The sequence below is a fragment of the Pseudomonas sp. LJDD11 genome (assembly GCF_024584215.1).
Classification (GTDB): Bacteria; Pseudomonadota; Gammaproteobacteria; order Pseudomonadales; family Pseudomonadaceae; genus Aquipseudomonas.
In genome coordinates, this window is record NZ_JANJFL010000002.1 from 17,045 (window position 1) to 40,255 (window position 23,211).

General features: G+C 60.3%; 20 protein-coding genes and 1 pseudogene. 9 read left to right on the plus strand and 12 right to left on the minus strand.

What is annotated here, in order from left to right; translation table 11 throughout:
- From NRB16_RS02660 to NRB16_RS02690, 7 genes and pseudogenes are all read right to left on the minus strand, one after another.
- Positions 1-545 (minus strand): annotated as a pseudogene (locus tag NRB16_RS02660) (hypothetical protein); the annotation flags it as partial.
- Positions 532-4,017, minus strand: coding sequence for a toxin VasX (locus NRB16_RS02665; protein WP_306456352.1), 3,486 nt, complete (start codon positions 4,015-4,017; stop codon positions 532-534). The gene NRB16_RS02665 and the pseudogene NRB16_RS02660, both read right to left, overlap by 14 nt.
- Entirely contained in the window at positions 4,014-4,895 is an 882-nt protein-coding gene (locus NRB16_RS02670; protein ID WP_253113153.1) for a DUF4123 domain-containing protein, read from the minus strand. Before NRB16_RS02670 ends, NRB16_RS02665 begins: the two co-directional genes overlap by 4 nt.
- A gap of 198 nt (positions 4,896-5,093) precedes the next feature.
- Positions 5,094-6,455, minus strand: a complete 1,362-nt coding sequence (locus NRB16_RS02675) for an imelysin family protein (RefSeq protein WP_257105411.1) — start codon at positions 6,453-6,455, stop codon at positions 5,094-5,096.
- A 189-nt stretch (positions 6,456-6,644) separates the two neighbouring features.
- Positions 6,645-8,696, minus strand: a complete 2,052-nt coding sequence (locus NRB16_RS02680; protein WP_045488129.1) for a bifunctional diguanylate cyclase/phosphodiesterase — start codon at positions 8,694-8,696, stop codon at positions 6,645-6,647.
- A gap of 406 nt (positions 8,697-9,102) precedes the next feature.
- A complete protein-coding gene (locus NRB16_RS02685; protein WP_257105412.1) occupies positions 9,103-9,684 on the minus strand; it encodes a superoxide dismutase in 582 nt (193 codons plus the stop codon).
- Between the two features lie 197 nt (positions 9,685-9,881).
- Positions 9,882-10,484 (minus strand): LysE/ArgO family amino acid transporter, encoded by a 603-nt coding sequence (locus NRB16_RS02690; protein ID WP_045494343.1) that lies wholly within the window; start codon positions 10,482-10,484, stop codon positions 9,882-9,884.
- Between the two features lie 93 nt (positions 10,485-10,577).
- On the opposite strand from NRB16_RS02690, the gene NRB16_RS02695 reads away from it, so the two are divergent.
- The 4 genes from NRB16_RS02695 to NRB16_RS02710 all read left to right on the plus strand — a co-directional run bounded on the left by NRB16_RS02695 (position 10,578) and on the right by NRB16_RS02710 (position 14,372).
- Complete coding sequence (locus NRB16_RS02695; protein WP_253113159.1) at positions 10,578-11,468, plus strand: LysR family transcriptional regulator ArgP; 891 nt, start codon at positions 10,578-10,580, stop codon at positions 11,466-11,468.
- 70 nt (positions 11,469-11,538) lie between these two features.
- Positions 11,539-12,540 carry an NAD(P)-dependent oxidoreductase gene (locus NRB16_RS02700; protein ID WP_045488136.1) on the plus strand — a complete coding sequence of 334 codons (1,002 nt, stop codon included), beginning with the start codon at positions 11,539-11,541 and terminating at the stop codon, positions 12,538-12,540.
- Positions 12,541-12,600: 60 nt separating this feature from the next.
- Positions 12,601-13,464, plus strand: coding sequence for an ATPase (locus NRB16_RS02705; protein ID WP_257105413.1), 864 nt, complete (start codon positions 12,601-12,603; stop codon positions 13,462-13,464).
- A gap of 344 nt (positions 13,465-13,808) precedes the next feature.
- Positions 13,809-14,372, plus strand: coding sequence for a hypothetical protein (locus tag NRB16_RS02710; RefSeq protein ID WP_257105414.1), 564 nt, complete (start codon positions 13,809-13,811; stop codon positions 14,370-14,372).
- On the opposite strand, the gene NRB16_RS02715 is transcribed toward NRB16_RS02710, so the two are convergent.
- Positions 14,373-15,422, minus strand: a complete 1,050-nt coding sequence (locus NRB16_RS02715; RefSeq protein ID WP_045488140.1) for an alkene reductase — start codon at positions 15,420-15,422, stop codon at positions 14,373-14,375.
- Between the two features lie 49 nt (positions 15,423-15,471).
- Entirely contained in the window at positions 15,472-15,786 is a 315-nt protein-coding gene (locus NRB16_RS02720; protein ID WP_253139513.1) for a helix-turn-helix transcriptional regulator, read from the minus strand.
- 163 nt (positions 15,787-15,949) lie between these two features.
- Between NRB16_RS02720 and NRB16_RS02725 the strand changes: the two genes are divergently transcribed.
- A complete protein-coding gene (locus tag NRB16_RS02725) occupies positions 15,950-16,576 on the plus strand; it encodes an ACP phosphodiesterase (RefSeq protein ID WP_257105415.1) in 627 nt (208 codons plus the stop codon).
- On the opposite strand, the gene NRB16_RS02730 is transcribed toward NRB16_RS02725, so the two are convergent.
- On the minus strand, positions 16,507-17,298 hold the full coding sequence (locus tag NRB16_RS02730; protein ID WP_257105416.1) for a 1-acyl-sn-glycerol-3-phosphate acyltransferase: 792 nt from the start codon (positions 17,296-17,298) through the stop codon (positions 16,507-16,509). The genes NRB16_RS02725 and NRB16_RS02730 overlap by 70 nt on opposite strands.
- On the minus strand, positions 17,298-18,053 hold the full coding sequence (gene olsB, locus NRB16_RS02735) for an L-ornithine N(alpha)-acyltransferase (RefSeq protein ID WP_045488149.1): 756 nt from the start codon (positions 18,051-18,053) through the stop codon (positions 17,298-17,300). Before olsB ends, NRB16_RS02730 begins: the two co-directional genes overlap by 1 nt.
- Before the next feature lie 207 nt (positions 18,054-18,260).
- Between olsB and NRB16_RS02740 the strand changes: the two genes are divergently transcribed.
- From NRB16_RS02740 to NRB16_RS02755, 4 genes are all read left to right on the plus strand, one after another.
- On the plus strand, positions 18,261-19,367 hold the full coding sequence (locus tag NRB16_RS02740; RefSeq protein ID WP_257105417.1) for a serine hydrolase: 1,107 nt from the start codon (positions 18,261-18,263) through the stop codon (positions 19,365-19,367).
- Positions 19,364-19,690 (plus strand): hypothetical protein, encoded by a 327-nt coding sequence (locus NRB16_RS02745; protein ID WP_045488155.1) that lies wholly within the window; start codon positions 19,364-19,366, stop codon positions 19,688-19,690. The genes NRB16_RS02740 and NRB16_RS02745 overlap by 4 nt, the downstream gene beginning before the upstream one ends.
- Before the next feature lie 94 nt (positions 19,691-19,784).
- Positions 19,785-19,928 (plus strand): hypothetical protein, encoded by a 144-nt coding sequence (locus NRB16_RS02750; RefSeq protein WP_158497587.1) that lies wholly within the window; start codon positions 19,785-19,787, stop codon positions 19,926-19,928.
- Positions 19,929-19,930: 2 nt separating this feature from the next.
- Positions 19,931-21,088: a phosphatidylserine/phosphatidylglycerophosphate/cardiolipin synthase family protein gene (locus NRB16_RS02755; RefSeq protein WP_045488157.1), complete on the plus strand. Its 1,158-nt coding sequence runs from the start codon at positions 19,931-19,933 to the stop codon at positions 21,086-21,088.
- 434 nt (positions 21,089-21,522) lie between these two features.
- Here NRB16_RS02755 and NRB16_RS02760 read toward each other — a convergent pair whose 3' ends face one another.
- Entirely contained in the window at positions 21,523-23,046 is a 1,524-nt protein-coding gene (locus NRB16_RS02760; RefSeq protein ID WP_257105418.1) for a fumarate hydratase, read from the minus strand.
- Positions 23,047-23,211 lie beyond the last annotated feature (165 nt).

Below are 23,211 nucleotides of genomic sequence, written 5' to 3' on the forward strand. Positions count from 1 at the left end.
CCATATTTGGTTGGCACGAGACGGCTGCTGAGACAGGCAATCACACTTTCCCAAGGGATGATGCAGGGTTTGTCACCGCGCTTGGCCACATAGGCCACTTCGCGACGTTGACGGTTGAAGCGGATGGGCGGGATACGGGACAGGACCCAGATGGCGTGGAGGATGGGGAGGCCGGTGATTGATGCTATAAGTGCCAAAATAATTGGAAGGAAATTCCCTCCAGTAAACGCGATAATGATGACCTCAGAGAAAGTTCGATCCCATGCTAAAGAGATGTATAAGTCCAAGACGAGTGCAGTCAAGAAATAGAGCAGGCTTATTCCTAAAATGCTGCCTATGAAAAATCTGATAGAAAGCTCAAAAGAAGCTTTGCCTAGCATAAAGTCCATGTAGGTTTGGTTAGCGTTCTTTTGCAGTTCCCTGCCACTGAAAGGTTTGACTCCAGTCGGTAATGGCAGTGGGGCCAGATAAAAAACTTTCTGGCCTGGCTCGTCCTCCGTATCGCCGGCGCGAGGGAGCCGGTCGTATTTATTATCGGTTGTCATTGATAAATTTTCTGGTGATCTGGGTAGGAGGAAGTTCAGCGGTAATACTGGGCGGCACAATCAGTGGGGTGATCGATTTGTTGGGCATATCCTGAGTGAGCGTAACGCGATAATTCAGGTAGCCGGTGTCCGCATTAAGGAAGTCTTCGGCCAGCGCAGGCTTTACCGCCAGGCATAACTCCAGAGTTACTTGATGTCCCTGAAGCTCCGTGGGAATGCTGAGTTGTAGAGTCAGTGGCATGACGCCTGCAATGCTCAGCATTTCCCGGAAAAACTCGCTGAACTCTCGTTTGTCCGGGCCGTTCAGCCAGGTGACTCTCCAGCGCAGCGAGTCGCTGTCCAGCATGCCGGGTGTCATTGCTGGCAGGATTAACTGCAAGACCCTGGCCGACTCTTGCGTGGCAGGGTCTTCTGCGATGCCTTTGTCGATGATCGTTGGGCGCAGGGTCGACTCTGCCAGTTTCTGCCGTGATTGAGCATCGCTCCATCCCTGAGGTTGTGTGCCCCATACGCAGCCGACCAGCCAGCGTTGCAAGTGGTCGAGATGGTAGAAGTTATAGAGCGTCTCACCGGCCAGCTGCAGAGCCAGAGCGGCCAGCCCCCAAAGATTCAAGCGAGCGGAGAGACTTAAGAATCTGGTCCCTCGGGTAGCCCACGCCTGATTGGCCACCAGTTTTCGCTGTGACGGATCGGCTTTGAGGACTTCCCTCAGTAATCCCCCAAATTCTTTAACCGCAGCGCCACTTTGAGTTACAGCGACTCCTGAGGCGATCAGGTCGCCACTCAAGCCGATAAACGCAGCGGTGCGTTCTTCCCATGTGCCTGTGGATATTGCATCGCGCCACTTGTTCATATTTTTGCCGAGTATGTAGGCGGACGGTATGACGTTCAATATGGCCACGCCGCCACCGAGACCCAAGCCAAGTTTGCCTATCTTGACCGCAGGCAGAGCGCCTGCTGAGTGGCTGGCAAGCGTCGCTACTCTTGCCATTGTTCTGTCCAGCATCGCAATCTTGGCCAGTTGGTAGGCGGTCAGGCTGCTATTGGTAAAGCTGATAAGCGCGACAAAGATAGGAAGGAAAATTTCATAAGAAAAGCCCTCTTTTTTCGAATCTTTCAGCCCTGTTTCCACGGCCGACTTCAAGTTCATCAGTTGAAAAACGCTCAGTATCGAAGGCACCAGCCCACTCTTGAACGCCGCCCGATAAGTTCCCGAAGTACCGTATCCGCCAAGCGCCCCCGCCTGTACTCGACGAACCTCATCCTGCAAGGCCATGCGTTGTGACTCTGGCATATCCAGCCTGACCCCTATATACCCACTTGGTAAGGTATTGGTCGGTGATGTCGAGCTGTCGATCAAACGCCCCAACGCCCTTCGTTGATGGCGGACAGTTGAAAGTTTCTGCTGAACAAGGTGCCTTTCCTGTTTTATTTCATACCGCTCTTCAGGTGTCAGTCTTCGGCTCTGGGCGCGTTTTCTCAGACGGTTGGCCGTTCGGCGCAATTGCGTCTCTTCCTCCGTCCACTGATGAAAGCGCACCAAGCGCTGTTTGAACTCTGCGATATCCGACTCGTTGGCGATTTGCAGATGCAGGCCTTCGGTTTGCAGCGCGACCAGCATGCCCAGCCGTTGAGCGCGGTTGGTGGCCTGGGCCATCTTGTCCAGATGCGCTTTCAGGTCCTGGCTGTCGAGCAGTGACTGGGTTTGCGCGTGCCAGTCATTCAGGCTGTTGGCAATGGCGGGGATGTAGCTGGCCAGAACCCCCTGATGCAGCGCCTGCAACTGCGGTGGCAGGTTCAGGCTGGTGGACCAGTGGTTGTTCATGATCCGTTCGATTTGCGCGAGCCGGCTGCTGGCGTCGGCCAGGCCGGAGGTGAAGTTGCGCGTGTCGTCCAGCCACTTGGTCAGGTCGCCCACCTTGGTTTTCAGGTAGCTGACATCCAGCCGGGTCTGAAAAGCCGGCAAGATGAAATGCGGATTGTTGTCAAAGAACTCGCCCACCTTGCGCAGGCCTTCGTCAGTGCGGCACAGGTCGCGCATGCAGTTTTGTTCGAGGCTCAGCGCGTGGTGCAGTTGCCCTTTGCGTTCTGCGGGGTTGAAGTACCAGGCGCTGCGATGAAATTCGCCGCTGGCAAACAGTTCGACACGATCTTCGCTCACCTCATCCAGACGCTGCTGCCAGCGCTTGAGGTGGGCACGTTCCTGTTGCAGATAGCTCTGCATCTCTTCATGGCGAACAAGGTCGTGAATACCTCTGGCGCCGATCCCAACACCATTCAAGACGCCCTGACTGGTGTCGTTGAGTGCCTCTATTTCACTTTTCAGGTCCTCATAACGCTGCTTGCCCAGCGCCTTGATCATCTCTTGCTGACGCAGGTCCATGGTTTGTCTGGCCAACTGCGTAGCAGGTGTCTGCATGGGAATGACTTCTCCCCGGTTTGAGTAAGTAATGCCGTGCCGATAGGGCGGTGTCAGGTCCTGGCGGTGTTCCCAGAGCCATTTGTTGCGGGCATTGACCCAGGCATAGATCCGCGTGCGCTCCTGTTCGGTGGTGGCGTGCAGCAGGAGGGGAAGGTCGGCCGGGGTCTTGCGCGCGGTGTGTTCACCCACGGTCATCAGGGTGTCGATGTAGCTGGCGGTGATGTAACGCAGTTCGTTGTCGTGCTCTTCGCGCCAATTGCTGATCCAATCGACGATCGTGTCTTGCTCCTGTGCCAGGTCCTGCATAATGCCCAGGCTGTCTTCGAGCACCAGGTAGAGATGGTCGTGCTCGTAGCGGCTCACCAGAATCTGCTTCAGCTCACCGATATGGGCCTCACGAAACAGCCTCTGGTGCTCCCAGCAGTAGTCTTCACGCTCCTGTTCAGGCGTACCGGGTACGGCGCACTGGGCCGCAGGTGGTTCAGCGACTTCTGCCAATTGCAGCGCAACCTGCATCTCGACCCGTAGATGCTTGCCGCCATGCTGGCAGTCGGCCTTGGCCAGATGGATTTGTTGCATGAAGTAGTAGCGGTCTGCTGCGCTGTGCAGCACCTGTGAGCACTTGGCGGCGCTCCATTGCAGCTCGGCGTACGCCACATGCAACATGGCGTCTTTGGCGAAAATCAGCTCGGGTTCGCCAACCGGTGTCTGGCGCAGATCCTGAGTGACTTCGCCACCCCGCCACAGACATTCCTCCAATAGCCCGTCGGCAAGGCGGTATTCATGCAGCAGGCGGCTGCTTTCTTCAATGATGTACAGGTAGCCGTCGCGGACCAGGCGCAGACCCAGCGGCCTTTTGAGGTTTCGATAACGCTCGCCGTCGGGTTTGCTGTGCAGGCGCTCCACTCGCCCGTAACGAAGCGGGATCAGTTGCACCTTGTCCCCCGTCAGCGGGCAGGCACTGACGTTGTTCATCACGTCCAGATGACTTTTTGCCCGCGCCTCCCAGTAGGCTTTTTCCAGCGGGCTCAAGGTGGTTTTGCGACTCATGAGAGGGCTCCAGTACGCGCTCGTTCCACCACCAGGGCGTTGGCCTGCTGAATACGTTGGGAGTGAGTCAATGACGACACGTTGAGCACCAGTTGGCGGATATCGGCATGAGCTTCGGGTGGCTGGCGGTCGAGAAACTGGCTGACGTTGGCGTAATGAAACAGATCAATCTCGGTGCTGAAGCCCATTTCGCAGGCTTGCCGGGCAAGCCTGTACAAGTGCTGGTAGCGGTGCGCCAGGCTGGCGTCGGGCAAATAGTCGGGAAAGAACCGGTGCATGTGCTGCTCCAGTTCGACGACCTTGATGCGCAGGTCGGCGTCACCCAAGGCCTGGGTCTGGGCCGGGTTGAGGCAGTACAAGGCAGCGTTATGATCAGATGCCGCGCAGCCCTCACGTATGTGGCGTATCCAGCGCTGATCGATGACGTCGACGGCGTACAACTGGTCGATTGGGCCGAACAGGCGGTTATCCGTGTGCCGGGGATACAGGCCAAACAGGGCGTTGGCGACGAGCGGGTCAGAGATATTCAGATAGGTCGGCTTACGTCCAGGCTCATCGACAAACAGCAGCCAGCGCAGATGCTGGAGCAGGGTGTCTGTCGTTGCCTGGCTGAACAGCAGTAAGCCCCACTCTTTGTCTGCCTGTTCGAGAAACAACTGATAGACCGGATCATGGCTGTCTGTAATCGCCACCAGGTAGGGGGACTTGTCTACCAGGTCCTTGAAGCGGGTCATCAGAAACACCGGATGCGCATCAATATCGCCCCGACACTGGTAAAGCGTTTTGGCCAGTTGTGGGACGTTGACCGCGTTGAACAGCACAAAGGCGTTACAGCTTGACCAGGGAAGATTGGCGGGGCCGGATTCGAGTTCGGACATGGGCGCGGCTTCAAAAAATGCGAGAAGCGCGATAGTCGTCAGGGATGCGCAGGCGGGCAATGGGCTGTAGGTGCTTTAGGAATAGCCCTACAGTATTTGCAGAAAGGTCGCAGCCTGACGCGGCCAGTAAGCGTGTTCACAAACAAAAATGCCGGTCAGCGAACTGACCGGCATTGGATGACGCACCTTGCAACGTGATCAGAATTCGTGATCGGCGTTATCCGGGTTCAGGTCGGTGATGCCCAGCTTGCCAGCGGCTTGCTCGATGGCACCGGTCTGTTTGACCAAGGCTGCGATGGCGTCACGCACCACCTGGTTGCCTTCGGTGTTGCCGGCAGCGATCAACTGGTCGAAATGCTCGCCCTTGTTCGCGCGGTCAACCAGGACCTGCAGTTTGGCCTGGGTGCTGTCCAGGTCGGCGCGCAGGGTGGTGTCGGTGGCTGCATCGGCCTTGGCGACCAGCGACGACAGGCTCGGGCCGCTGATCTTGGTGCCGTCGGTACGGGTGTATTCGCCCAGGTAGACGTTACGGATACCCAGACCATTGTAGTAATGCGAGTTGTGGGTGTTGTCGCTGAAGCAGTCGTGCTCGTCTTCGCTGGAGTTGGCTTCCAGCGCGACTTTCATGCGCTCGCCGGCCAGTTCGCCGAGCGACAGGCTGCCCATGCCGAACAGGATCTTGCGCAGACCGTTTTCGCCGGACTCGCCTTCCAGGGTTGCACGGTAGTTGTCAGCAACGCCCGGCTTCCAGTTGTTGACCATCTCTTCGAGGTCGGTTACCAGCAGCTCGGTCACCGCCTTCAGGTAGGCGCGGCGACGCTCATTGTGGCCGCCGGTGGCGCCAGCGCCTTCGAGGTAATCAGTGGCCGGACGCTCACCGGCACCAGGGCCGTTACCGTGCAGATCCTGACCCCACAGAAGGAATTCGATGGCATGGTAGCCGGTGGCAACGTTGGCCTCCGAACCGCCCAGTTCATTGAGGCTGGCCAGCGTCTCGGCAGTGATTTCCTTGACGTCTACCTTGTCTTCGCCTACCTGAATCTCGGTATTGGCGATGATGTTGGCGGTGGCGCCCGGGTTGCCCAGCGCGTGCTGGTAATCCTTGGCGACGTAGTCGATCAGGCCTTCGTCCAGCGGCCAGGCGTTAACCTGACCCTCCCAGTCATCAATGATGGTGTTGCCGAAGCGGAACACTTCGCTCTGCATGTAAGGCACCCGCGCAGCCAGCCACGCATCGCGAGCGGCCTTGAGGGTCTTGTCGTTCGGGGTGGCGAGGAATTCGTCGATTGCCGTCTGCAGCTTCTTGGCACCGGCTTCGGCGTCGCTGAACACCGCATAAACGATACCGGCGTAGTTGGCGACTACGGCTTTGGCAGCGGTTTCGTCCAGTTGCGAGGCAGAAGCGGCTGCCGGCGCGGCAGCAGGAGTCGCTGCGGCCGGTGCAGTGGCTGGAGCGGGGCTGGCGGCTGGCGCTGCTGCTTTGTCCTTGCCTTCGCCGCAACCGGCGAGAGAGATAGCGATGGCCAGCAGACTGGCATAAGCCAGGGGCGTACGAATCATGACGAAATCCTGCGTCTGGGAAAGGGGGGGAGGGCGCCGGGCGCCCTGAAAACTGCGACATGATGCGAAAGATTTGCATTCGGTGTAAAGGCATAACGCCGGTAAACATTCGTGTTGGTCGCAAACGGATGTAACTAATGTTTACAAGATGGCGGGATACAGTGTGCCAGAGGTGTCTATCAGCGGGACTCAGAACGCTGGCGCACTGCTGCGTCTGGCCTGCTTCAGATAAGCCAGCAACTCACGACTCGGCAGCGGCTTGCTGTAGTAGTAGCCCTGGCCTTCATGGCAACCCTCGGAGATGACGTAAGCTTCCTGCTCGGCGGTTTCCACCCCCTCGGCGATGACCTGCATGCCCAGGCTCTTGCCCAGCTGGATGATGGCGCGCACGATGGTCGCATCATCATCGTCATCGATCAGGTCTTGCACGAAGCTCTTGTCGATCTTGATCTTGTCCAGCGGCAGGCTCTTGAGGTAACTCAGTGATGAGTAACCGGTGCCGAAATCGTCGATGGCAATCAGGGCGCCGGAGCGGCGCAGGCTTAGCAGGTGTTGTGCGGCAGTGTTGATGTCTTCCATCAGGCCGGTTTCGGTGACCTCCAGCTCCAGGCTGCGTGGCGGCAGGCGGTAGATTTGCAGCAGGTTGTTGACCACCCGCGGCAGCTCGCTGTGGTGCAACTGTACGGTCGACAGATTGACTGCCATGCGCAGTTCGCAGAAGCCTTGATCGTGCCATTCACGCAACTGACGGCAGGCCTGGTCGAGCACCCATTCACCGATGGCGATGATCGTGCCGTTCTGTTCCGCCAGCGGAATGAACACATCAGGCGGGACCATGCCGTGTTCCGGGTGCTGCCAGCGGATCAGGGCTTCAACGCCCATGATCGAATGATCGCGATAGCTGACCTGTGGCTGATAGACCAGATACAGCTGGTTGCGCGGCAAGGCTTCGCGCAGGTCTTTTTCCAGTTCGCGGCGACGGCGCATTTCGCTGTCGACACTGGCGATATAGAACTGATAGCGGTTGCGTGAGCGGGTCTTGGCGAGGGTCATGGTCTGTTCGGCTTTTTGCAGCAGCTTTTCAGTGCTGTCGCCATCCTCTGGATAGAGGGTGATGCCGATGGTGGCGCGCAGGCGGATTTCCTGCTGTTCCAGCGCAAAGGGAGCTTCCAGGCCATCGAGAATGTTCTGAGCCAGCTCGGCGGCCTCATAGGGCTGTTCAATATCCGCCTGGACCAGTGCGAACTGGTCGCCGCCCAGCCTGGCCAGTGCCCCCAGCCGACCGCTGTGGGTCCGCAGACGATCAGCCAGGGCCAGCAGTAACTGGTCGCCAGCCTGATAGCTGAATTGCTCGTTGATACCCTTGAAGTCATCCAGGCCGACACAGAGCACCGCCACGCGGTGCTGCTGGCGGCCGGCGGCGTCCAGAATCTGATCCAGTTGCTGCTGCAATTGCAGGCGGTTGGGCAGCCCGGTGAGAAAGTCGTACTGGGCCATGCGTTGCAGGCTGTTTTCCGCCTCATGGCGCAGATGAGTATTGCGCTCTATGGAGGCCAGCAACTGGTTGGCGGTATTGATCCACAGGCCCAGCTCGTTTCTTTCGTGGCCTTTTAATTGAGGAAGCTGATGTTCGCTTGGCCGGTCAGGGTTGATCTCGGTCAGTGCCTCGATAATCTTCGATAGCGGTTTGGTGAGCATCCAGTGATAGACCAGATACAGCACCAACCCCATGGCCAGTGCGCGCAACGTCCCGGAGAGGAAGATGATCAAGGCGCTGGTCAGGAAGCTTTCACCATAGTGGGCGGTGTCAAGGGTGATGCGCAGGTCGCCGTAGTATTCACTGTACGGTGCACGGCCGGTCAGTTGGGTGGTGAAGCTGCGTTCCTGGCCAAGAATCAGGTCAGTCAGCCAACGGCTGGACGAACTTTTGAGGGGGCGTTCCTTTTCGGCCAGCAAGGTCTCGTTGGGGTGGCCGATTGAGGCCTGGCGCACCGAAGCGTCCTGAAACAGACCTTCAATGACCTGCATGCCCATTTCCCGGTCCAGGCTGTACACCGCTTGGGTCGACGGGTCGCGAAACATATCAAGGATGCGTTCGGCATCGGCGGCGACCGTCTGCCGCGTCTTGTAGGCATCGAAGACAATCTGGGCGCAACTCAACACAACGCCTACCAGCAGCGCTGAAAGCAGTACGACGCGCAAGAGCTTCACTGACAGGCTGTGTTTGAGTTCCAGCTTCAAGTGGTCATTCCTTAATCCGTTTCGGGAACCTAGCGTTCTTCGATAACCATTCGAACTGCCTGTGGTTCAAGGAGCGACTCATCAGGCTCGCCCACTCGCGACGTATGCCGACCGGTTTGCGGGAGTCGGGCATATCACTGTGTCGGACACACAGGTATGGAACTTGAGCGGGAACCAGCAAAATACAAAAAGTGACATTACTACGCTATCGCTTTCTGATGAGCTAAAAAGTGTGCCTCTATTCTAGTCTGTGACGGGCTGCTCAATCTTTTTCCCGTTTTTTTCATAACCCGCCTGCCAGAGCGTCCGGCGGTCACCGGTGTGCGCCAAGGCGCAAAAAAGGGTGCCAAAATGCGGACAACAAAAAACCCGGACGCGCCGGGTTTTTTGTTGGGGGAGCGGGGAATCAGGCAGCGTACTGCTGAGCCACGAAGTCCCAGTTGACCAGGTTCCAGAACGCTTCAACGTACTTTGGACGCAGGTTGCGGTAGTCAATGTAGTAAGCGTGTTCCCAGACGTCGCAGGTCAGCAGCGGGGTGTCGCCGTTGGTCAGCGGGTTGCCGGCACCGATGGTGCTGGCCAGCGCCAGGCTGCCGTCGGCTTTCTTGACCAGCCAGCCCCAGCCGGAACCGAAGGTGCCGATGGTGACCTTGCTGAACTCTTCCTTGAATTTTTCGAAAGAGCCGAACGAGCTGTTGATGGCATCGGCCAGTGCGCCGGTAGGCTCGCCGCCGCCATTCGGCGACAGGCATCCCCAGTAGAAAGTGTGGTTCCAGACCTGGGCCGCGTTGTTGAAGATACCGCCCGAAGAAGTCTTGATGATTTCTTCCAGGGTCTTGCCTTCGAACTCGGTACCAGGGACCAGGTTGTTCAGGTTCACGACGTAGGTGTTGTGGTGCTTGTCGTGGTGAATTTCCAGGGTTTCAGCGGAAATGTGCGGCAGCAGTGCGTCTTTGGCATACGGCAGCGGCGGCAATTCAAAAGCCATGGTCTATCTCCTTTCAGGTCGAGTGCGTCAATCGCTGGGCCGCTCACGGTGCGGCCGTTCAACAACGTTGCGCCGGGAGTTTTCCACTCTTATGCGGCGCAGGTCCCGGATCATAGCACCGGGCCTGCGGCTTAACCACGTAACAACTGTATGGAATAGAGGTTCCGCTGGCGTATCCAACGCACCCTTTAATCGATTCAAACATTGCGTATCAGTTGTATGGCGACACTGAACATCATCACCGCGACCATCAGGTCGACCAGCCGCCAGGTCGTTGGGCGGGCCAGCCAGGGCGCCAGCCATGCAGCCCCGATCGCCAGTGCGGAAAACCACATCAGCGATGCGCTGGCAGCGCCGGCAACATAAGCACCCGGCACACTCTGCTGGGCCCCTAGCGAGCCGATCAACAGTACGGTATCGAGATACACATGGGGGTTAAGCAGTGTCACGGCCAGCGCGCTGAGCAGCACTGCCCGCCGCGAGCGCGTCCCCTGACCGGCACCGTGCGCCAGGCTCTGTCGGGCGCAGGCGCGGCGCAAGGCTTGCAAACCATACCAGGTGAGAAACAACACCCCGCCCCAACGGGCGACGGTTAGCAGGGTGGGGTTCTGCATCAGTACGCTGGCCAGACCGAATACGCCGACGGCGACCAGCACCGCATCGCAGAAGATGCACAGCAATGCCACCGGCACATGGTGCTCACGGCGCAATCCCTGGGCCAGAACAAAGGCATTCTGGGTGCCGATCGCCATGATCAGGCCGAGGGCGACCAGCAGGCCGTTAAAATAGCTTTGCCACATGATGAGAGTGTCCAGATCCGGGTTTTGACTGGCGATTCTGCGCAGATTGCCTGTATAAGAAAAATCAATCATCGTCATCACTCGTTAGGAAAAATGATGTTCGATTACAAGCTTCTCGCGGCGCTGGCAGCAGTGGTCGAACAAGCCGGCTTCGAGCGCGCAGCGCAGGTGTTGGGGTTATCCCAGTCAGCTGTTTCACAACGCATCAAGCTGCTGGAGGCGCGCGTCGGTCAGCCGGTGCTGGTGCGCACTACGCCGCCGGGGCCAACCGATATAGGCCGGCGCCTGCTCAACCATGTCCAGCAGGTGCGCTTGCTGGAGCGCGACCTGCAAGGCCAGGTTCCCAGCCTGGATGAAGACGGCCTGCCCGAGCGGCTGCGTATCGCACTCAATGCCGATAGCCTGGCCACCTGGTGGGCGGCGGCGGTTGGTGAGTTCTGTATCGCCCATCGGTTGATGCTGGACCTGGTGGTCGAGGACCAGGAGGTGGGCCTCAAACGCATGCGCGCCGGCGAAGTGGCAGCCTGTGTGTGTGCCAGCGAGCGGCCGGTGGCCGGTGCCCGCAGCCTGCGGCTGGGTTCAATGCGCTACCTGGCGTTGGCCAGCCCGCGCTTTATCGCCCGGCATTTTCCCGATGGCATCGAAGCGGCGAAGCTGATTCAGGCACCGGTGCTGGTCTTCGGCCCTGACGATACCTTGCAGCATCGCTATCTGGCCTCACTTGGTCTGCACGACAGTTTCGAGCATCATTTGTGCCCGTCCTCGGAAGGCTTCGTGCGTATGCTGGAGGCCGGACTGGGGTGGGGGCTGGTGCCTGATCTGCAAGTGGTCGAACAGTTGCGCGGCGGGCAACTGGTGGATCTGTTGCCCGGGCACAGTATCGAAGTGCCGCTGTACTGGCATCACTGGCGCAATGGCGGCCAGTTTCTGAACCGGCTTACCGAGCATCTGGCCCGACAGTCTGGCCAGTGGCTGGTGCCGTGATGGCGTTATAGAGCGTCACTGCACCCTTGTTTGAGGTTTCTCTCCAGGTTTGGGTTGAAAGGATAGGTAGATGAAGATTCTGGTCACCGGCGCGGGCGGCTTCATTGGCGGGCGCTTTGCGCGGTTCGCTCTGGAGCAGGGGCTCGACGTACGGGTCACTGCCAGGCGCAGTGAGGCCGTTGAGCAACTGATCAGCCTGGGGGCCGAGTTCATGCCCGCTGATCTGGCTGATGCCGAGCGGGTCAGGGCGCTGTGCAAGGAGGTCGATAGCGTTGTGCATTGCGCCGGTGCGGTGGGCTTCTGGGGGCGGCGCCAGGCGTTCATGCAGGCCAACGTGCAATTGACCGAAAATGTGGTCGAAGCCTGCCTGAAAGAAAAAGTCCGGCGGCTGGTCCATCTGTCTTCGCCGTCGATCTGTTTTGATGGGCGCTCGCACCGCGGTCTCAAGGAAGATCAGGTGCCGCGGCGGTTTGCCAATGCCTATGCCGCCACCAAGTACCTGGCGGAGCAAAAGGTCTTCGGCGCCCAAGAGTTTGGTTTGCAGACCATCGCCCTGCGTCCCCGGCTGGTGACGGGCGCTGGCGATCACAGTATCTTTGCGCGACTGATAAAAATGCAGGCCAAGAACCGCCTGGCGATCGTCGGTAACGGTTTGAACGTGGCGGATTTCACCAGCATCGGCAACCTCAACCAGGCATTGCTGCGTTGTCTTGAAGTCGGCAATGCGGCCTTGGGGCAGGTCTACAACATCAGCAACGGTCAGCCGGTGCCGCTCTGGGATGCGATCAACTACGTCATGCGCCAGATGCAGTTACCGCAGGTCAGGCGCTACCGCTCTGTCGGACTGGCCAGCAGTATGGCGATGCTCAACGAGGCCGTGTGCCTGCTTTGGCCTGGCCAGCCGGAACCCACGATGTCACGTCTGGGGGTGCAGATGATGAGCAAGGATTTCACCCTGGATATCAGCCGTGCCCGGCATTATCTGGGTTATGACCCGCAGATCAGCCTGTGGTCGGCGCTCGATGAGTTCTGTGCCTGGTCAAAGGCGGGGCATCTGTATCAAGGCTATTAACCGTAGCGCCGTATTCGGGCATTTATACTGCCTCGGGCTGGACCACTTTAAGGATTGAGTATGCGTAACGATCCACACGACGACATCGATGACATCCCCAGCCTGAGTGCCAGGGATGATGACGATGACGACTTCGTAACGGCCAAAGGCGCCCGTGAGCGCACCACGGTGTATTCCCGTGACACGCCAGTGGTCAAGGTCAGGCCCGCCAGCACCGGTGCGCTTTGGGCGCTGATAGGCGCGCTGGTAATCGCTTTTTGTGGCCTGGGTTGGTGGAGCTTTCAGCAGATTTCGCTGATGGAGCAGCAACTGGTGGCAACCCAGGAGAGCTTTGCCAGGATCAGCGAAGACGCGGCAGGCCGCCTGCAGGACATCTCCGGCAAGATGGTGGCCACCGAAGCGCTGAGCAGCGATGGCGAAGTCCTCAAGCAGCGTCTGGGCCTGCTGGAAGCGCAACTGCAAGACCAGGAAAAACAGCGCGAAAGCACCGAGGGCCAGCAGGGCAGCCTGGACAAGCGCCTTGAGCAGCTAGGTGGCCAAGCGACCCAGCAGCAGAGCGAACTGAGCCAGGTGCAGGAGCAGCTCAAGACGTTGCTGGCCGAACTCAACGCGTTCAAAACGGCCCTGCCTGAACAGCTCAAGGCGGCGCAGGGCGAGCAGGGTAAGCTCGATACCCAGCTCAAGGCGTTGGCTGCCGACGTTGCGGCGTTGAAGAAGCAGGGCAATTCCACGGCTGCCATCGAGCGTCTGGAGCAGGAACTGCTGGTGCTCAAGAGTGAGCAGGAAAACCGTCCTGCGCCGAGCGCTGGCAATGGTCCGAATAACGCCGAGTTTGATGCGTTCCGTACCCAGGTCACCCGTAATATCAATGCCTTGACCAGCCAGGTGCAGAATCTGTCGCAGCGCATCGGGTCCGGGCAGTGATGGGCCCGCGGGCGTTGAATTGATTGCAGTAATTGGCGGTGCGTTACATATGTAGCGCACCGTGTCAGACAGGGTGTTTTATCGTGCGGCCATCCTCAACCAGATGGAGTTTCACGATGAAAGGACCCAGTGCAATCAATAGCTTCAATAAACGCCTCGCCCCGCGCATACCACCTGGCAAGCCCAAACCGTCTGTTTCGCCGACGCCTGCGCCGCCCAAACCCGGGGCTGCGACCGGCCAGCCGCCCAGGCCCCTGCCGCCAGGGGGCAGGCCAACCCCAGGCACTCAGCGTCCTGGTAGCCAGACGCCAGGTCCAGGTTCCGTCACTGCCGGTACCCGCCCTGTGATCCCGCCAAAACCTGCCGCAAAGGCCCCTGAGCCTGCACCGCGCAAGCCATCACCTGGCGCGGTTACCGCACCGGGCATGCTGCCCATGCTCAGCGATACGCCGCGTAACCGGCTGGACGCCTCGACGCTTCCTGAATTGCCTGCCCGCCCGGCGCCGCTGGAAAACGTTCTGAACGTTACCGGTATCCTGGCCAATGTAGCGACAGTGGGCGGCGTGTTGTATCCGGTTGGCAGTGTCTTTCCTGACCGCGACACCGCGGTGTTACCCGATGGTGTCGTCATCGACAAGCAGGCTCAGGCCGCCATCCACCCCAATGGGGCGGTGCAGTATGCCGACGGCACCCTCCTGCACCCCGACGGGGTCAGGCAGTACCCCAATGGTGATATCGAAAATCCGGACGGTTCCTGGCGCAAGCAGGACGGGCCGATCTTTTACCCGGATGCCAATGGCCAGGAGCGCTGGCTGTACCCGGACGGCACCGTGACCGATACCGAGGGCAATGAGCTGGGGGTGATCGACCCTACCCAGGTGGCAGCCCTGTTCGAGGCTGTCGTGTGATCAAAGGCGCGGGTAGTCGATATAGCCAACCGGCCCTTTACCGTAGAACGTTTGCGGGTTGGCCTGGTTTAGCGGGGCATCCTGCGCCAGCCGCTCGGTCAGGTCCGGGTTGGCGATAAACGGCACACCAAAGGCCACGGCATCCGCCTTGCCGCTTTCGAGCCAGGCGGTGGCGCTGGCTTTGGTGAATTTCTCATTGGCGATGTACACCCCGCCAAAATCCTTTTTCAGGCGCGGCCCCAGGCTGTCGGCAGCTTCGTGCTCGCGCGAGCAGATAAAGGCGATGCCGCGCTTGCCCAGTTCTTTCGCCACATAGCTGAAGGTTTCGGTCAGGTTGTCATCGCCCATGTCGTGAGCATCGGCACGCGGTGCCAGATGCACACCGACCCGGCCTGCGCCCCAGACTTCGATCAGCGCATCGGTGACTTCCAGCAGCAGGCGTGCACGATTTTCCAGCGAACCGCCGTAGCGATCAGTGCGCAGGTTGGTGCTGGTTTGCAGGAACTGGTCGATCAGGTAACCGTTGGCGGCATGCAGTTCGACACCGTCAAAGCCTGCGGCCTTGGCGTTCTCTGCACCACTGCGATAGGCGTCGATGATGTCGCCGATTTCGGCCAGTTCCAGGGCGCGCGGTGTCGGGTAGTCTGCCTGCGGGCGTAACAGGCTCACATGGCCGGCTGGCTGAACCGCGCTGGGCGCCACCGGGGCTTCACCGTTCAGATAAGAGGGGTGCGAGATGCGCCCGACATGCCACAACTGCACCACGATACGGCCACCGGCGCCGTGCACCGCTTTGGTGATATTGCTCCAGCCGCGCACCTGGTCGCTGGACCAGATGCCGGGGGTGTCAGGGTAGCCCACGCCCATCGGCGTTACGGAAGTGGCTTCGCTGATGATCAGGCCCGCCGAGGCCCGCTGCACGTAATACTCGGCCATCATTGCATTGGGTACCCGGCCTTCGTCGGCGCGGCAACGGGTCAATGGGGCCATGATGATGCGGTTGGGCAGTTGCAGCTCGCCCACGGTGATCGGGTCAAAGAGTGTAGTCATGCACGAAACCCTCTAATGGTTAATCTGTTGGTTTTTCAAAACACGCTGTTCAGCCCGGGTTGTCGAGCTCTTGAACCAACGCGGCAATGAACGCCTGGATGGTGTCTTCATTGCGTTTGAAGAAATGCCACTGGCCGGCCTTTTTGCTGATGATCAGGCCGGCGCGTTGCAAGGTGGCAAGGTGCGCAGACACTGTCGATTGCGAAAGCCCGGTGCGCTGATCGATTTGCCCGGCGCATACGCCATGCTCATGGCAATGTTGCTGGGACGGAAAAAACGCCTCGGGCGTCTTGAGCCACACGAGAATGTCGCGGCGGACCGGGTGGGCCAGGGCTTTGATGATTTCGTCGAGGTCGATGTTCAGGGTCATTTTGAGAGTGCTGCGGTGCGTCTCGGTAGCGAGAACCATATATCGTTGTATCGCGATGTACAAATATCCAGAGTGACTAAGTACGGTATAAATCGGTATATCGGGTTATGACGATATAGAGGTGACCCTGGCGCTAAACCGGCGTAGGCTTGCAGCCATGAACTACCTCGCACATCTTCATGTTGGCGGTCAGCGTCCAGCGCAACTGCTTGGCAGCCTGTACGGTGATTTCGTCAAAGGAACCCTGGCCGGGCGTTTTGCTCCAGAGCTGGAGGCTTCGATTCGCCTGCATCGACGCATCGATGTCTTTACTGACCAGCACCCTTTGATCAAGGCAGCATTGGCCCGGTTCACTGAAGGCAATCGGCGCTATGCCGGGATCGCGCTGGATGTGTTCTTCGACCATTGCCTGGCCCGCGATTGGGCTCAGTATGCCGATGAGTCGCTGGATGACTTTACCGGCAAGGTCTATGGTTTGTTGGCTGCCGAGCCCGACTTGCCAGAGCGGCTGGCGTTGGTGGCACCGCGCATGGCGGCGCAGGACTGGTTGGGGTCATACCGCGATTATGAGGTCGTTGAGGCGGCCTTGAGTGGCATCGCCCGGCGCCTGTCGCGGCCTGCGGGCCTTTACGAAGCCATGCGCGAGTTGCCTGGCTTGTACCGGCCCTTGAGCGCCGACTTCAAGACCTTCTACCCGCACTTGCAGGCATTTGCTCAGGCCGCTTTGGCCGACGAGGCGGCGACGGTGACGTCTTCGCAGGTCGTACCGAACAGCGCGTGCTGAACCGCCTGTTGCGCCTGGTAGGCCAGGGCGGCACGTTCCTGGCCGTTACTGGCAATCGGCTTGAGCAGGTGAATATGCACGTCGCTCTGTGGGTTGGCGAACAGGCGGCGGATGTGTGACAGCAAGTCATCATCACCGATGAACGGCGCAATCGGGTCAGGTTGGCCGTCGCGGCGGTATTCAATGGCCACCGGCTGCAGAGCGACTTCAGCTTCTATGGCACTGGCCAGCAAGCGACCATGGAAGGTGCGCAAGGCGCGGCCATCGGTGGTGGTGCCCTCCGGGAAAATCATCAGCGGGCTGCCTTGTTGCAGCAAGCCGCTCATCTGGCGTTGCACCAGGCGGCTGTCACCGGCGCCGCGGCGGATGAACAGGGTGCCGGCCTTGAGCGCCAGCCAGCCGGCGATGGGCCAGGTGCGTACCTCGGCCTTGGACAGAAACGACAGCGGGGTCAGTTGGCCCAGCAGTGGAATATCGGTCCATGACACGTGATTGCAGACCCACAGCATCGGCTCGCGGGGCAACTCACCGTGTACCGTCACGCGAAACGGCAGGGCGTTGCTCAGACGTGCCATGAACCAGCGGCTGCAGTTTTGCCGCAGACGCATGGAGCCGCCGAGCCTGAGGCGTTCGAGTGTCGCCACCAGCGTTGCCAGCAGCAGGCCGGCGCCGATCACCAGCAACACCCGGGCCACGCGCGCAAGGCTGCGCAGCCGGCTCATTACACGGCCGCCTTGAAATGGCGGGCGTAGCGCGGGCAGAGCTCATCGCGCTTGAGCAGGATGAACACGTCGGCCACCTGGAAGTCCTGATCCCAGCACGGCTCGCCGCAGATCTTCGCGCCCAGCCGCATATAGGCCTTGAGCAAGGGCGGCATTTCGCAGATCACGTTGCCAGGTACATCCATGCTCGGCAGCGGGGTCTTGGGTTCGGCGCGCAGGTGTTCGGTGCACAGGTAGCGCTCGCGCAGCCGCTGCATGATCGCGTGGGCCTGTACGCCGCCGTCCTGCATCGGGATGCTGGCGCACCCCATCAGGTAGCTGTAGCCGCCTTCGTTGAGCACTTCGGCCAGTTCGCTCCACAGCACGGCAATGGTGCCGCCGTTGCGGTAGGCCGGGTCGACACAGGTGCGCCCCAGTTCCAGGATCGGACCTTGCAGATGGGCCAGGCCATGCAGGCTGAATTCTTCTTCGCTGTAGAAGCGTCCCAGCGTGCTGGCGGCTTTGTGATCCAGCAGGCGGGTGGTGGCCACCAGGCGCCCGGTGTTCAAGTCGCGTACGCCGATGTGCATGCAGTGGACATCATAGTCATCGACGTCCAGGCCCTGTTCAGCGCCTTTGAGCCGGGCGTTGAACTCTTCGCTGAATACGCTGAAGCGCAGTGCCTGGGCTTCGAGCAGGGCGCGTGGCCCGGCCAGGCGTTCGGCCTGCAGACGACGTTCGGAACTGTTGTCACGGATGCGGGCAATCTGGGTCATGCGAACTCTCCGGGAGCCAGCCATGCAAGGGGCCGGTCGACTGATTTGTCCAAGCGCATTGCTGTACTTGCAGGCTAGGGAGGTGCCGTGTCATGCCCGTGAAGATTTGGTGATGCTTGTGTTACGGCGCATTTCCTTGTCTTGACGAATCGGTTTTGTCATCAAAAGTTGCTAACGTCGCGCAAACCTCCAGTGGAACATTCCCTCATGGCAGCTCGCCTGGTCAGGCTCGGCCTGCTTCTTGTCTTGAATGTCGCCTGCGCCTTCAGCCATGCCGAGCAGTGGCCAGATGCGCAGTGGAGCCGCGCGCCTGTGGTGGCAACGCCGGCCCTTGGGGGGCTTGAAAGCTACGCGTTCCCTGCACGTGACGAGGTTGAGCGCAAAGGCGTGCGCAGCGATGCCTTGCTGGTCATCCGTGACGGGCAGATCGTCTACGAACGTTATGCCGGGGTGACCGGCGTGAACACACCACACCTGACCTGGTCGGTGAGCAAGAGCGTGCTGGCCACCTTGCTGGGCGTGGCATTCGGTGAAGGCCGGTTGCGCTTGCAGGACCCTGTCGCAAGATTTTATCCGTCGTTCAAGGCGCACCCGGATGTCACCCTGGCCGACCTGCTGCATTGGTCATCGGGACTCGACTGGCAGGAAGACTACGAGTACGCGCCGCTCAACTCTTCGGTGGTGGCGATGCTCTACACCCGTGGCCGGCAAGACATGGCCGGTTTTACCGCCAGCCATGCCAAGGCCTGGGCGCCAGGTACTGCATGGCGCTACTCCAGTGGTGACAGCAATGTGCTGGCGGCAGCATTGAAGGGCATGGTCGGCGAGCAGGCTTACCCCGACTACCCGTGGACGGCGCTGTTCGAGCCGCTGGGCATTAGCAGTGCGGTGTGGGAGCGCGATGCCAGCGGCACCTTTGTCGGTTCGTCCTACCTGTACATGACCGCCCGCGACCTGGCCCGGATCGGCTTGCTGATGCAGCGGTCCGGGCGCTGGCAGCAGCGACAGTTGGTGCCTCAGGCCTGGGTCGATTTTGTCCTGGCGCCCTTCGCCGGTCATAACGCCGAGGCGGGCAGCGAAGTCATTGGCGGGCATTGGTGGCTCAACCGCACCGCGTCCGGTGCTGCCGGGCCGTGGCCACAGGCACCGGCTGATACCTTTGCCGCGCTGGGGCATTGGGGGCAGGCCTTGTATGTGATCCCCAGTGCCGGGCTGGTAGTGGTGCGTTATGGCGACGACCGGGACGGCAGCTATCAGCACGCTGAACTCTTGAACCATGTACTGGCCGCATTTGGCCCGCAGGCCCGCCCATGAGCCGTCAGAAAAACCTGATCCGCCGCCATCCGTTATTGAGCATGGTGCTGCCGGTGCTGATCGTGCTGGCGGTCTGGGCATGGCAGCATCGGGTCGCGCTACAGGTGTTTCCCGACATCATCAGTGCCTACACTGCCAAGGAGTACTGTTCGTGCCGCTATGTCACGGGCAACCCTGCCCAATACTGTCGCAGCTATGTGAAACAGTACCTGCCCGCCACCTTGCAGGAAGATCAGGCAACCCGTACCGTGACCGCCAGTGGCCTGGGGCGTAGCAGTCGGGCCATGTGGCTGGGGCAGCGACAGGGCTGTCGTCTGCTGTAGTTCTGGTAGCGAACCGGGCGGTTTGCCTGTGGTCTGACAGGCACAGACAAGCCACCTCAAGGTGGCTGTCACTGCCTTTCTTTGCGGAGTCTGCATGCTCGAACGCCTTTGTCTTTTGCCCGCCCAGGCCAACGGGTATCCAGACAATGAATCCTTACGGTTGCCATTTACCGCAGGCCTCGATGCGCCGCGTTTCACGATGCCGGTGGGCGCCATGCTGATGTTCGCGGCGCACTGAGCATGGGCGGTGCGATTTTTCCGTGGCGCAAGGACAATCAGTTCGAACTGCTGATCGACGGTCCGGTATTTTTCCCACGCATGCTGGCCGCCATCGACAGCGCTGTGCAGCAGGTCGATCTGGAGTTGTATCTGGTCGAGGCGGGCGCGTGTGCCGAAACCGTGGTGCAGGCGCTGACGGCTGCCGCGCAGCGTGGGGTTATCGTTCGTTGTCTGTTCGATGGCTATGGTGCCCAGGCGTTTGGTAACGACTTGCGCCAGCGTCTGGAGAGTGCCGGGGTTATCCTGCGCTTCTACAACCCGATACGCTGGCAGCGTGGTTTGCGTAACTTCTACCGTGATCACCGCAAATTGCTGTTGGTCGACAAGCGCTTGGCGGTAGTCGGTGGTACCGGGGTCACTGATGAGTTCTGGGAGCCGCACAAACCGGTCAGCCAGTGGCATGAGGTGATGGTGCAGGTTCAGGGGCCGCTGGTGATCGACTGGCAGGCGTTGTTCGACCGGCAGTTTCACGTCAACGAACGGCGCACCGCCTGGCGACCCGAGCAGAATTTCGGCCTCACCCATTTACCCAGAGTCCCGACATCCGGGCAGGGCTTGGGGCGGGTGGCCTATGCCGATGCCCGCCAGCACCGTGACATTGTTCAGTCACTGGTCCGCGCCCTGCACAGCGGCCAGCGCCGTATCTGGCTGGCGACGCCGTATTTTCTACCGACCTGGCGTGTGCGCCGGGCCTTGCGCAAGGCGGCGCTGCGTGGCGTGGATGTGCGCCTGCTGCTGACCGGGCCGCGCACTGATCATCCTTCGGTACGCTACGCAGGTCATCGTTACTACCCAAGACTGCTGCGCGCCGGGGTGAAAATCTTCGAGTACCAGCCGTGCTTCCTGCACCTGAAAATGGTGTTGATCGACGACTGGACCAGCATTGGCTCGTGCAACTTCGACCACTGGAACCTGCGCTTCAACCTGGAAGCCAACGTCGAAGCCATCGACCCGGTCCTCACCGCACAAGTCAGTGCCAGCTTCAGCGCCGACTTTGCCAACAGCACACAGGTCACCCTGGCTGACTGGAAATCCCGGCCATTGTGGCGGCGAGTCAAACAGCGGGTCTGGGGCTGGCTGGACCGGCTGGTGGTCAATTTGCTGGACAGACGTGGTTGAACCGAAGTTGCCTGATGAGCTATGCCGTTGCCATCGCCCACGTTTTTAGAGGTGGCGCAGGATCGCTCCTGCACAGCATTGCCGCTGGCAGGTCAATCAATTGAGCCTTCTCCCTCTCGGCATTGCCGATGGCCACCAGTTCACCGATCAAGACACGCCTGACCATGCGCATTGTCCCGAGTGGTCTAGCTGATCGCTTTTGGCAGCAACACCACCAGTGTTGCCAGCACCATCCTGTTGCTCGGCCACGCCCGATAACCTGACGGACCTGACCAGAAGGGAGAAGGGCTTGTCATCCCTGACACTTTTCCAGCACTGCGGCGCCAGTGTGCGGGCTGCCACGGCGCAGGTCTACTGACAGAAATGACAGGCCCTGACGGGCGGGCATAAAAAAGCCCGGCCATTTCTGGCCGGGCTCTCCTCTGACGCAGTGCTTACTGCACCTCTACCGCCAGGCTGTCGCTGATCTTTTTCTGCCAGATCGCGGGACCGGTGATGTGCACCGACTCACCCTTGCTGTCCACCGCAACGGTGACCGGCATGTCCTTGACCTCGAACTCGTAGATCGCTTCCATGCCCAGCTCGGCGAAGGCAACCACTTTCGATTTGCGGATCGCCTGGGCCACCAGGTAAGCCGCGCCGCCGACCGCCATCAGGTAAACCGCTTTGTGATCCTTGATCGCGTCGATGGCAGCAGGGCCGCGCTCGGACTTGCCGATCATGCCCAGCAGGCCGGTCTGCTCAAGGATCTGACGGGTGAATTTGTCCATCCGCGTTGCGGTGGTCGGGCCAGCCGGGCCTACCACTTCTTCACGAACCGGGTCGACCGGACCGACGTAGTAAATGAAGCGACCCTTGAGGTCCACCGGCAGGCTTTCGCCCTTGTTGAGCATCTCGACCATGCGCTTGTGCGCGGCATCGCGGCCGGTGAGCATCTTGCCGTTGAGCAGCACGGTTTCGCCTGGCTGCCAGCTCTGTACTTCTTCCGGGGTCAGTGTGTCGAGGTTCACGCGGCGGGCCGACGGACCGGCTTCCCAGACGATTTCCGGGTAGGCGTCCAGCGGCGGGGCTTCCAGTTCGGCCGGGCCGGAACCGTCGAGCACGAAGTGCGCGTGACGGGTGGCGGCGCAGTTGGGGATCATGCACACCGGCAGGGAAGCGGCGTGGGTCGGGTAGTCCATGATCTTGACGTCGAGCACGGTGGTCAGGCCGCCCAGCCCCTGGGCACCGATGCCCAGCTGGTTGACCTTCTCGAACAGCTCCAGGCGGATCTCTTCGATGCGGTTCTGCGGGCCGCGGGCCTTGAGCTCGTGGATGTCGATGGATTCCATCAACACTTCCTTGGCCATCACTGCCGCTTTCTCTGCGGTGCCGCCGATGCCGATACCCAGCATGCCCGGTGGGCACCAGCCAGCACCCATGGTGGGTACGGTTTTCAGGACCCAGTCAACGATCGAGTCGGATGGGTTGAGCATGGCCATCTTCGACTTGTTTTCCGAGCCGCCGCCTTTGGCTGCAACGTCCACCTCGACGGTATTACCCGGCACGATGGAGTAATGAATGACCGCCGGAGTGTTGTCCTTGGTATTTTTGCGGCTACCGGCCGGGTCGGCCAGGATCGAGGCGCGCAGGACGTTTTCCGGCAGGTTGTAGGCGCGGCGTACGCCTTCGTTGATCATGTCGTCGACGCTCAGCGTCGCGCCATCCCAGCGCACGTCCATGCCCACGCGCACAAACACGGTCACGATACCGGTGTCCTGGCAGATCGGCCGGTGGCCGGTGGCGCACATGCGCGAGTTGATCAGGATCTGGGCAATGGAGTCGCGCGCTGCCGGAGACTCTTCACGCAGATAGGCTTCATGCATCGCCTGGATGAAGTCCACGGGATGGTAGTAGGAAATGAACTGCAGGGCGTCGGCAACGCTCTGTATCAGGTCGTCTTGCTTGATCACGGTCATGCAGCGCGCTCCTCTTCAGGGTCGGGAACATTGATTACGCTAATCGGCGTGGCGCTGGCGGCAGGTTAGAGCCGGTCCAGCGCGTTCGGTCTCACGTCGTAGCGGGCGCAAAAGGCGCGGCAGTATAACCCGCCCGGCCAGCCAACCTGTACAATCGCCGATATT